8 protein-coding genes are annotated in these 9,354 nt (G+C 75.4%); 5 read left to right on the forward strand and 3 right to left on the reverse strand.

Annotated features, from left to right (window positions below):
* Window positions 1-105 precede the first annotated feature (105 nt).
* Window positions 106-348 (reverse strand): heavy-metal-associated domain-containing protein, encoded by a 243-nt coding sequence (locus tag ACZ56B_RS13965; RefSeq protein ID WP_468789588.1) that lies wholly within the window; start codon window positions 346-348, stop codon window positions 106-108.
* 360 nt (window positions 349-708) lie between these two features.
* Here ACZ56B_RS13965 and ACZ56B_RS13970 point away from each other — a divergent pair, with 360 nt between their 5' ends.
* On the forward strand, window positions 709-1,752 hold the full coding sequence (locus ACZ56B_RS13970) for a zinc-dependent alcohol dehydrogenase family protein (RefSeq protein WP_468789590.1): 1,044 nt from the start codon (window positions 709-711) through the stop codon (window positions 1,750-1,752).
* Here the strand turns inward: ACZ56B_RS13970 and ACZ56B_RS13975 are convergent.
* Window positions 1,733-2,305: a GNAT family N-acetyltransferase gene (locus ACZ56B_RS13975; protein WP_468789592.1), complete on the reverse strand. Its 573-nt coding sequence runs from the start codon at window positions 2,303-2,305 to the stop codon at window positions 1,733-1,735. The two genes, ACZ56B_RS13970 and ACZ56B_RS13975, sit on opposite strands and share 20 nt — an antisense overlap.
* Window positions 2,306-2,366: 61 nt before the next feature.
* Window positions 2,367-2,567, reverse strand: a complete 201-nt coding sequence (locus ACZ56B_RS13980) for a helix-turn-helix transcriptional regulator (protein ID WP_345578585.1) — start codon at window positions 2,565-2,567, stop codon at window positions 2,367-2,369.
* Window positions 2,568-3,701: 1,134 nt separating this feature from the next.
* Between ACZ56B_RS13980 and mmsA the strand changes: the two genes are divergently transcribed.
* The 4 genes from mmsA to ACZ56B_RS14000 form a co-directional block, all read left to right on the forward strand.
* Complete coding sequence (mmsA, locus tag ACZ56B_RS13985; protein WP_468789594.1) at window positions 3,702-5,204, forward strand: CoA-acylating methylmalonate-semialdehyde dehydrogenase; 1,503 nt, start codon at window positions 3,702-3,704, stop codon at window positions 5,202-5,204.
* Between the two features lie 175 nt (window positions 5,205-5,379).
* Entirely contained in the window at window positions 5,380-8,025 is a 2,646-nt protein-coding gene (locus ACZ56B_RS13990; protein ID WP_468789596.1) for an alpha/beta fold hydrolase, read from the forward strand.
* Window positions 8,022-8,903: an ABC transporter permease gene (locus ACZ56B_RS13995; protein WP_468789598.1), complete on the forward strand. Its 882-nt coding sequence runs from the start codon at window positions 8,022-8,024 to the stop codon at window positions 8,901-8,903. The genes ACZ56B_RS13990 and ACZ56B_RS13995 overlap by 4 nt, the downstream gene beginning before the upstream one ends.
* Window positions 8,904-9,080: 177 nt before the next feature.
* Window positions 9,081-9,354, forward strand: a 274-nt coding sequence (locus tag ACZ56B_RS14000; RefSeq protein WP_468789600.1) for a chaplin, incomplete at its 3' end; no start/stop codon positions are given.

A 9,354-nucleotide genomic window follows, 5' to 3' on the forward strand; every position in this document is an offset into this window, starting at 1 on the left:
CTGCTTCCCCCCCCCCCCCCCTCCCCCCCCCCCCCCCCCCCCCCCCCCCCCTCCTCCCCCCCCCCCCCCCCCCCCCCCCCCCCCCCGCGGTGCCCCGGTCGCGGCTCAGGCCGTGCCGACGAGCTCGAAGCCGGCCTCGTCGACGGCGGCGCGCACCGCCGCCTCGTCCAGCGGGGCCTCGGAGACCACGGTCACCTCGCCGGTGGCGGCGATCGCCTTCACCGAGCTGACGCCGGGGATCGAGGAGATCTCGCCGGAGACGGCGCCCTCGCAGTGGCCGCAGCTCATCCCGCTCACCTTGTAGACGGTGGTGACGGAACCCTGGGTGTCGGTCGGGGAAGTCGACATGGTGTTGCTCCTCGTCGAGGCGTACGGGTGGGGAGGGCCCTCGGAGGGCCACCTTCCAAGACTATACCCCTAGGGGGTATGAATCCAGGAGGGGCGGGCCGACGGCGGAGAAGGGCATTCCGCCGGTCCCGGGCCTTCCTCGCTTCCCGGACGTCCCTGCGTCCCCGAACGTACTGCGGCTCCCGGACGCCGGCGGCGCCGGGACACCGGGCCCGGGCACCAGGAGCGCGGTGCCGGTGCGCGCGGAGGCGGTGCGCGCGGAGGCGGGCGGGAACCGCCGGAGGCGGCCCCCGCCCGCGACGGGGCGGGGACCCGCGGATAGCGTTCCGCCGACAGCGGCGAGTGCGGGGAGGACCGGCCATGCGGGCGGTGGTGTTCGAGCGGTACGGGGAACCGGCCGAGGTGCGGGAGGTCGCGGACCCGGAGCCCGCGGAGCACGGGGTCGTGGTCCGCGTGGCGGCCACCGGCCTGTGCCGCAGCGACTGGCACGGCTGGCAGGGCCACGACCCGGACGTCGCGCTGCCGCACGTCCCCGGCCACGAACTCGCCGGGACCGTCGAGGCGGTCGGCGCGCGGGTGACCCGGTGGCGCCCCGGGGACCGGGTCACCGTCCCGTTCGTCTGCGCCTGCGGGAGCTGCCCGGCCTGCGCGGCCGGCGACCAGCAGGTGTGCGAGCGGCAGACCCAGCCCGGCTTCACCCACTGGGGTTCCTTCGCCCAGTACGTGGCGCTGGACCACGCCGAGGTCAACCTGGTCGCCGTCCCCGACGACATGGCCTTCGCGACGGCCGCCTCCCTCGGCTGCCGCTTCGCCACCGCCTACCGCGCGGTCGTGCAGCAGGGCCGGGTGGCGGCGGGGGAGTGGGTCGCCGTGCACGGCTGCGGCGGGGTGGGCCTGTCCGCGGTGATGATCGCGGCGGCGGCCGGCGCGCGGGTCGTCGCGGTGGACGTCTCCCCGGAGGCCCTCGAACTGGCACGGGGGTTCGGCGCGTCGGCGTGCGTGGACGCGGCGGGGACGAAGGACACGGCGGAGGCGGTCCGCGACCTCACCGGCGGCGGCGCCCACCTCTCCCTGGACGCCCTCGGCTCACCCGCCACCTGCGCCGCCTCGGTGGCGGGCCTGCGCCGCCGGGGCCGGCACGTCCAGGTCGGCCTGCTGCCCTCGTCCACCGGCACCACCCCGGTCCCGATGGCCCGCGCCATCGCCCTCGAGCTCGAACTCCTCGGCAGCCACGGCATGGCCGCGCACGCCTACCCGCCGATGCTGGAACTGGTCCGCGCGGGCGCGGTCCGCCCCGACCTCCTGGTGACGCGGACCGTCGGCCTGGACGCGGCCCCGTCGGCGCTGGCGGCGATGGGCACGGCCCCGGGCGCGGGCGTGACGGTCATCGAGCCGTGGCGCTGAGCGCGGCCCACTCCCGGTCGAGGATCGCCATGACCACCTCGTCGACCCACTCCCCGTCCCGGAACGCGGCCTCCCGCCGGACGCCCTCGACCACGAAGCCGGCCTTCTCGTACACGCGCAGGGCGCGCGGGTTGTTGCCGTAGACCTCCAGCTGGATGCGGTGCAGCCCGAGGCGCTCGAAGCCGTGGCCGACGATGAGCCGGGTGGCCTCGGTGCCCAGCCCCCGTCCGCGGCCGCGCGGTCCGATGAGGGTGCGGAAGGTGCAGCTGCGCGCGTGCGGGTCCCACGCGTGGAGCACCACCTCGCCGACGAGCTCCCCGGTGGCGCGGTCGGTGACGGCGAGGTCGAGCCGGTCGGGCTGCGCGGAGCGGGAGCCGTACCAGGAGCGCAGGCGCTCCGGGGTGAGCTCGACGGAGGAGTCGAAGGTGAAGCGGACGACCTCCGGGTCCCGGACGATCTCCCCCATCACCTCGGCGTCGTCCTCCGTGAAGGGGCGCAGCACGGTCCGCTCCCCGGTGAGGACGGGTTTGTCGGCGAAGTCCACGAGGTCCATGGCGGCACTGTGCCCCACCCGGGCGGCGGGGCACAGCCGTTTTTCCCGGGGCTGCCCGGGGTCAGCCGCCGCCGCGGCCCCGGTTGCCCGGCCGGGAGGCCACCCAGGCCCGGACCGTGTCCGCGTACCAGTACGGCCTGCCGCCCTCGACGTGGTCCGGCGGGGGCAGCAGGCCGTGCTTGCGGTAGGAGCGCACGGTGTCCGGCTGCACCTTGATGTGCGCCGCGATGTCCTTGTAGGACCACAGCCGTCGGTCGGTCATGTGTCGCACCTCCCCGCGCGCACCGCGGCGGCGGCCGGGCGGCCGTCAGGGGGGGAGCCGGGTGCCGCGCTGACGATCACCAGCGTTGCGCCCGGTGAACGACGCGGGAGGGGAACGGGGCGGGGGGCGTGCGCGGATGTGACGGAAGGCTCGCGCACCCGTGACGGACGTGACGGAACGGAGGCCTTTGTGACACGGCTGACGCAAAGGCGTGCACCGGTGGCACGGCGGGGGCGCGTCGCCCTCGTGCCGCGGCGGACGCACCGGACTCCCGCACCGGCTCTCCCGGTCCGCGCGCCGGTCCGCGCGCCGGTCCGGGACCGGCCGGCGGAGGCCGGGGGCGCTGACCGCGCTGCGCGGCTCGCCGCGGGGAGCCGTCCGGGGCCGGTTCCCCGCCCGCGTCCCGCGTCCTCGTACGGGCGGGGGCCGGGCCGCCCCGCCTCCCACGGTCCCGAGCCCCCGCGGCCGTTCGCGGAAGACCCGTACCGGGTGAATCGCGTCGCCGGGGCGCACTCCGGCGCGCGGGAAGGCGCGCGGGAAGGCGGGTGGGGCGCCGCGCACCGGGCGCCGGCACGGACCGGTCCTTCCGGGCGAAACACCCGGGCCGGACCCGGGAGCGCAGGAAAACCGTCAAGATCTCGTCCGAATGTCCGGACAAAATGTTGACAGGGCTTCGTGCCCGGGCTAGAACCGGGGAGAGCCGCACGGTCCGCACGCAGGAAGGGCGCGTCGGCTCCCGGGTGTGAGGGGCGTGTCCGCGTCGGTCGCCGACGTGCGGACGCGTCCCGGGGCGCCCGGCCCCGGATCGCCTCCGGCGTGGGAGGCCGCTTTGCTTTGGCAGGAGCGAAGTGCGAGCGACGACTCCCCGCCCGCTACGGCCCCGCGCCGGAGGTCCGGGCCCCGGACGGGGTGCCCGACCGCAGCGCGGACCGGGTGCCGCGCCCCCGCCGTCCCCGCGGGTGTCTACGCGGGGACCGGAACGGCCGACACTGTGTCGGGCGCGTCCGAAGGCCCGGCCTGGTGGGATGGACCCGTGGCCGGGACCGCGGCACGACCGTCCGCGGCCCGGCACGCGAGCTGCACGAACGGCACGTCTCCACCCGTCGCCGCCCTCTTCAGAAGGAGTTCTCGGTCATGACGAAGATCGTCAACCACTGGATCGGCGGCAAGGCCGCCGAAGGCGCCTCGGGTACCTACGGCCCGGTGACGAACCCGGCGACCGGTGAGGTCACCACGAAGGTCGCGTTCGCCTCCGTCGAGGAGGTGGACGCCGCGGTCGCCGCCGCCAAGGAGGCGTTCGCGAGCTGGGGGCGGTCCTCGCTCGCACAGCGCACCGCGATCCTGTTCAGGTTCCGGGCGCTGCTGGACGCGCACCGCGACGAGATCGCCGAACTGATCACCGCCGAGCACGGCAAGGTGCACTCCGACGCGCTCGGCGAGGTGGCCCGCGGCCTGGAGATCGTCGACCTGGCCTGCGGCATCAACGTGCAGCTCAAGGGCGAGCTGTCCACCGAGGTCGCCAACCGCGTCGACGTCGCCTCCCTGCGCCAGCCGCTCGGCGTCGTCGCCGGCATCACGCCGTTCAACTTCCCGGCCATGGTGCCGATGTGGATGTTCCCCCTCGCCATCGCCTGCGGCAACACCTTCGTGCTGAAGCCGAGCGAGAAGGACCCCTCCGCCTCGGTCCGCCTCGCCGAGCTGCTCGCCGAGGCCGGGCTGCCGGACGGCGTGTTCAACGTCGTGCACGGCGACAGGACGGCCGTCGACCGCCTCCTGGAGCACCCGGACGTCAAGGCCGTCTCCTTCGTCGGCTCCACCCCCATCGCCCGCCACATCCACACCACCGCCTCCGCCCACGGCAAGCGCGTCCAGGCCCTCGGCGGCGCCAAGAACCACATGCTGGTCCTGCCCGACGCCGACCTCGACGCGGCCGCCGACGCCGCCGTGTCCGCGGCCTACGGCTCGGCCGGCGAGCGCTGCATGGCGATCTCCGCGGTCGTGGCCGTCGGCGCGATCGGCGACGAGCTGGTGGCGAAGATCCGCGAGCGCGCCGAGAAGATCAGGATCGGCCCCGGCGACGACCCCGCCTCCGAGATGGGCCCCCTGATCACCCGCGAGCACCGCGACAAGGTCGCCTCGTACGTGACGGGCGCGGCGGACGAGGGCGCCGAGGTCGTCCTCGACGGCACCGGCCACACCGTCGAGGGGTACGAGGACGGCCACTGGATCGGCATCTCCCTGCTCGACAAGGTGCCGACCGACGCCAGGGCCTACCGGGACGAGATCTTCGGCCCCGTCCTGTGCGTGCTGCGCACCGAGACCTACGAGGAGGCCCTGGACCTGATCAACTCCTCGCCGTTCGGCAACGGCACCGCGATCTTCACCCGGGACGGCGGCGCCGCCCGCCGCTTCCAGCTGGAGGTCGAGGCCGGCATGGTCGGCGTGAACGTGCCGATCCCGGTCCCCGTGGGCTACCACTCCTTCGGCGGCTGGAAGGACTCCCTCTTCGGCGACCACCACATCTACGGCAACGACGGCACGCACTTCTACACCCGCGGCAAGGTCGTCACCACCCGCTGGCCCGACCCGGCCGACGCCCCCGCCGGCGTCGACCTGGGCTTCCCGCGCAACCACTGACGCCCGCCGGCCGGCGGGGCCGTCCGCCCGTGCGGACGGCCCCGCCCCGTGCGCGGACGGCTGCCGCGTACCACGGACGCGGTACGCGGCAGCCGTCCCGTACACCCGTGGGAGGGGCCGGGATTCGCCCTGCGGTCGGCGATCCGCCCGCGGACCGACCCCGTACCGTTGACGCATGGATCTTCGACTGCCCGGAGCGCGGTGGCCGTGGTCGCGGCGGCCGCGACGGACCCTGGCCGCCGCGGCCGCCGTCGCCGTGCTCGCCGGTGCCGGTACCTGGACCGCCGTCGCCGCGGACGACGCGCCCGCGGTGCGCCGCGCCGACCGGGTCGTGGCCGTGGGCGACGGGGTGCGCGTCGACACCTCGTACTTCACCGCCGGCCCGGACGGCCGCCGCCCCGCCGTCCTGCTCGGGCACGGCTTCGGCGGCAGCAAGGACGACGTGCGCGAGCAGGCCGAGGACCTCGCGCGCGACGGGTACGCCGTCCTCACCTGGTCCGCGCGCGGCTTCGGCGAGTCGACCGGGAGAATCGGGCTGAACGACCCGCGGGGCGAGGTCGCCGACGTCTCCCGGCTGATCGACTGGCTGGCGGAGCGGCCCGAGGTCCAGCTGGACGAGGACGGCGACCCGCGCGTCGGCATGGCCGGCGCCTCCTACGGCGGCGCCGTCGCCCTGCTCGCCGCCGGACACGACGACCGCGTCGACGCCGTCGCCCCGGCGATCACCTACTTCGACCTCGCCGACGCCCTGTTCCCGAACGGCGTCTTCAAGAAGCTGTGGGCCGGGATCTTCGTCAGCTCCGGCGGCGGCTGCGATAAGTTCGAGCCCGCGCTGTGCGAGATGTACGAGCGGGTCGCCGAGTCCGGCGTCCCGGACGCACGAGCCCGTGAGCTCCTGGAGGAACGCTCGCCGTCCGCCGTCGCCGACCGCATCGACGTGCCCGCCCTCCTCGTGCAGGGCCAGTCCGACTCCCTCTTCCCGCTCGGCCAGGCCGACGCGGCCGCGCGGGCGATCCGCGCGAACGGCGCCCCCGTCGCCGTCGACTGGATCGCGGGCGGGCACGACGGCGGCGACCCGGAGACGAGCCGCGTCCAGGCGCGGGTACGAGCCTGGTTCGACCGGTACCTGAAGGGCGAGGAGGATGCCGGCACCGGTCCCGCCTTCCGCGTCACCCGCACCGGAGGCGTCGACTCCACCGACGGCCGGGCCGTGCTGAGCGGTGCGAGCGCCGACACCTATCCGGGGCTGGTGAACGGCGGCCGGTCCTTCCCCCTCACCGGAGGCGAACAGAGCTTCGCCAACCCGGCCGGCGCGAACCCGCCCGCCGTCTCCGCGCTTCCCGGCCTCGGCGGCCTGGCCGGGCTGTCCTCCCTCGGCGTCGGGGTGTCCCTCGACTTCCCCGGCCAGCACGCCCGCTTCGAGTCCGCCCCGCTCACCCGCGACCTGCGGATCACCGGGTCGCCCGAGGTCACCGTCCACGTGAAGTCGACCGGCGACGACGCCGTCCTGTTCGGCAAGGTGTACGACGTCGGCCCCGACGGGCGGCAGCAGGTGCTGCCCTCCCAGCTGGTCGCGCCGGTCCGCGTCGAGGACGCCGGGGCCGGCCGGGACGTGACCCTCACCCTCCCGGCCGTCGACCACGAGGTCCGCGAGGGCCACCGCCTGCGCCTGGTCCTCGCCTCCACCGACCTCGGCCACGCCTCGCCGACCGCCCCGGCGACGTACACCGTCTCCCTGAAGAGCGGCCTCACGGTGCCCACCGCCCCCGGCGTGACCGCCGCGGCGGCCCCGCTGCCCGCGTGGGTGTGGTGGCTGCCGGCCGCCGGCGCCGTGACCGCCCTCGCCCTGCTGCTGACCGGCCGCCGCCGGACGACGGCCGCGCCCCCCGACCCGGCACTGGCCGACGTGCCGCTCCAGATCACCGGCCTGAGCAAGCGCTACGCCCGCTCCGCCGACCGGTACGCCGTGCGGGACCTGTCCTTCCGCGTCGAGAAGGGCCAGGTCCTCGGTCTCCTCGGCCCGAACGGCGCGGGCAAGACCACCACCCTGCGCATGCTGATGGGCCTGATCAGGCCCGACGGCGGCGAGATCCGGGTCTTCGGCCACGCCGTCCGCCCCGGCGCCCCCGTGCTCTCCCGGGTCGGCGCCTTCGTCGAGGGCGCGGGCTTCCTGCCGCACCTGTCCGGCCGGGAGAACCTCGAGCTGTACTGGCGGGCCACCGGCCGTCCGCCCGGGGACGCCCACCTGGACGAGGCCTTGGAGATCGCGGGCCTCGGCGACGCCCTCGCCCGCGCGGTGCGCACCTACTCCCAGGGCATGCGCCAGCGCCTCGCCATCGCCCAGGCCATGCTCGGCCTGCCGGACCTGCTCATCCTCGACGAGCCGACCAACGGGCTCGACCCGCCCCAGATCCGCGAGATGCGCGAGGTGATGATCCGGTACGCCGCCGCCGGGCGCACGGTGATCGTCTCCAGCCACCTGCTGGCGGAGGTGGAGCAGTCCTGCACCCACCTCGTGGTCATGGACCGCGGCCGGCTCGTGCAGGCCGGCCCGGTCCACGAGATCGTCGGCTCCGGCGACACCCTCCTCGTCGGCACCCGGGAACCCGTGGAGGAGCCGCTCGCCGAGAAGGTCGCGGCACTGCCCGGCGTCGCCTCCGCCGTCCGCACCGACGAGGGGCTGCTGGTCCGGCTGGACGCCGACGGCACCGCCCCGCGCCTGGTCGCGGAACTGGTCCGGCTGGAGGTGCCCGTGGCGTCGGTGGGGCCGCACCGCCGCCTCGAGGACGCCTTCCTCACCCTGATCGGAGGGTCCGCATGAACACGCTCACCGAGCGGGACGGGTCCGCCGGGCCCGGCGGGGCCGCCGCCGGCTACCGCGCGGGCCGCACGCTGCCGCTGCGCGTCGAACTGGTCCGGCAGCTGGGGCGCCGCCGCACGCTGGTCATGGGCGCGATCCTGGCCGCCCTGCCCTTCGTGCTGGTGGTCGCCTTCGCGATCGGCGGCGACCCGGAGGGCCGGGGCGACCGCGTGAACCTGATGGACACGGCCACCGCGTCCGGCGCCAACTTCGCCGCCGTGAACCTGTTCGTGTCGGCGGGCTTCCTGCTGGTCATCCCCGTCGCCCTGTTCTGCGGGGACACGGTCGCCTCGGAGGCCGGCTGGTCCTCCCTGCGCTACCTGCTCGCCGCGCCCGTGCCCCGCATGCGGCTGCTGTGGTCCAAGCTGATCGTCGGACTGGGGCTGAGCCTCGCCGCGATGGTGCTGCTGCCGCTGGTGGCGCTCGCCGTCGGCACGGCGGCCTACGGCTGGGGCCCGCTGCAGATCCCCACCGGCGGCGCGCTCGACCCCGGCACGGCGGCCGGGCGGCTCGTGGTGGTCGTGGCGTACCTCTTCGTGTCGCAGCTGGTCACCGCCGGGCTCGCGTTCTGGCTGTCCACCCGGACCGACGCCCCGCTGGGCGCGGTCGGCGGCGCCGTCGGCCTGACCATCGTCGGCAACGTCCTGGACGCGGTGACCGCCCTCGGCGACTGGCGCCGCTTCCTGCCGGCGCACTGGCAGTTCGCCTGGGCGGACGCCGTCCAGCCGGCCCTCCAGTGGTCCGGGATGATCCAGGGCGCCGCCGTCTCCGTGACGTACGCCCTGGTGCTGTTCGCGCTGGCCTTCCGCGGGTTCGCCCGCAAGGACGTGGTCTCCTGACGCCGGACCGCGCGCACCCCGTGGGGCCAACCGGGTGAACCTGCGCAACCGATTCCCGTGAGTCGGGTTGATGAAGGAGTAGGCCATGCGGCGACCGAGGGCCGGGACACGTCCTCGGTCGTCGGCCTCCATGCCGGGGCCGGCCACTCCCATTCTTCAAGCAGGAAGACAACCACATTGCGACAGACCCTGAGCAGGGGAGTGTTCGCGGCGGCCGCCGCCACGGGCATTCTGTCCCTGTACGGAACCCCCGCCCTCGCCGACTCGTACGCGGTGGGCGGGGCCGAGGATTCTCCCGGTGTGCTGTCCGGGAACAACGTGCAGGCGCCGGTGCACGTGCCGGTGAACGTGTGCGGCAACACCGTCGGTGCGGTCGCGGCGTTCAACGGCGCCTTCGACAACTCCTGCGCCAACGGCTCGCACGCGCACGGGTCCGGGAAGGACCGTTCCG

The organism is Streptomyces sp. NPDC034670 (genome assembly GCF_055574875.1).

Bases quoted from the DNA above. Each gene is read 5' to 3' on its own strand.
- ACZ56B_RS13965 (WP_468789588.1), bottom strand. From the start codon at position 348: ATGTCGACTTCCCCGACCGACACCCAGGGTTCCGTCACCACCGTCTAC.
- ACZ56B_RS13990 (WP_468789596.1), top strand. From the start codon at position 5,380: ATGGATCTTCGACTGCCCGGAGCGCGGTGGCCGTGGTCGCGGCGGCCG.
- ACZ56B_RS13980 (WP_345578585.1), bottom strand. From the start codon at position 2,567: ATGACCGACCGACGGCTGTGGTCCTACAAGGACATCGCGGCGCACATC.
- mmsA (WP_468789594.1), top strand. From the start codon at position 3,702: ATGACGAAGATCGTCAACCACTGGATCGGCGGCAAGGCCGCCGAAGGC.
- ACZ56B_RS13995 (WP_468789598.1), top strand. From the start codon at position 8,022: ATGAACACGCTCACCGAGCGGGACGGGTCCGCCGGGCCCGGCGGGGCC.
- ACZ56B_RS13975 (WP_468789592.1), bottom strand. From the start codon at position 2,305: ATGGACCTCGTGGACTTCGCCGACAAACCCGTCCTCACCGGGGAGCGG.
- ACZ56B_RS13970 (WP_468789590.1), top strand. From the start codon at position 709: ATGCGGGCGGTGGTGTTCGAGCGGTACGGGGAACCGGCCGAGGTGCGG.